The organism is Massilia genomosp. 1 (genome assembly GCF_011682185.1).
In the GTDB taxonomy this organism is placed as follows: domain Bacteria; phylum Pseudomonadota; class Gammaproteobacteria; order Burkholderiales; family Burkholderiaceae_D; genus Telluria_A; species Telluria_A rubra.
Map to the genome: position 1 here is coordinate 1 of NZ_WHJF01000655.1, position 250 is coordinate 250.

The 250-nt window shown below is 54.4% G+C and carries 1 pseudogene; it reads left to right on the plus strand.

Annotated features, from left to right (window positions below):
* Positions 1–39 precede the first annotated feature (39 nt).
* Positions 40–250 (plus strand): annotated as a pseudogene (locus F1735_RS38470) (hypothetical protein); the annotation flags it as partial.

The following is a 250-nucleotide window of genomic DNA, read 5'->3' on the forward strand; positions in this document are numbered from 1 at the left end:
CATGGTGTGGGCGTTTTGATTAAGCGTTAGAACTAAATCATGCCAGAAATGGGCGCCCACTCCCACCTTTTCGCTTGCGCTGCCAAGCAATTTTCATCCGTTCCGCTAGTTTTGCAAGAGGCTCAATGGGCATTGAAACATCTGGCAGCAGCGAGTATCGTCGTCTCCGATGGTTTGAACTGCTTCACGGCAGTGCAGGCGGCCGGTGCAAAGCATGAGCCATCGGTCGTGGGCACTGCCCGCAAGAGCA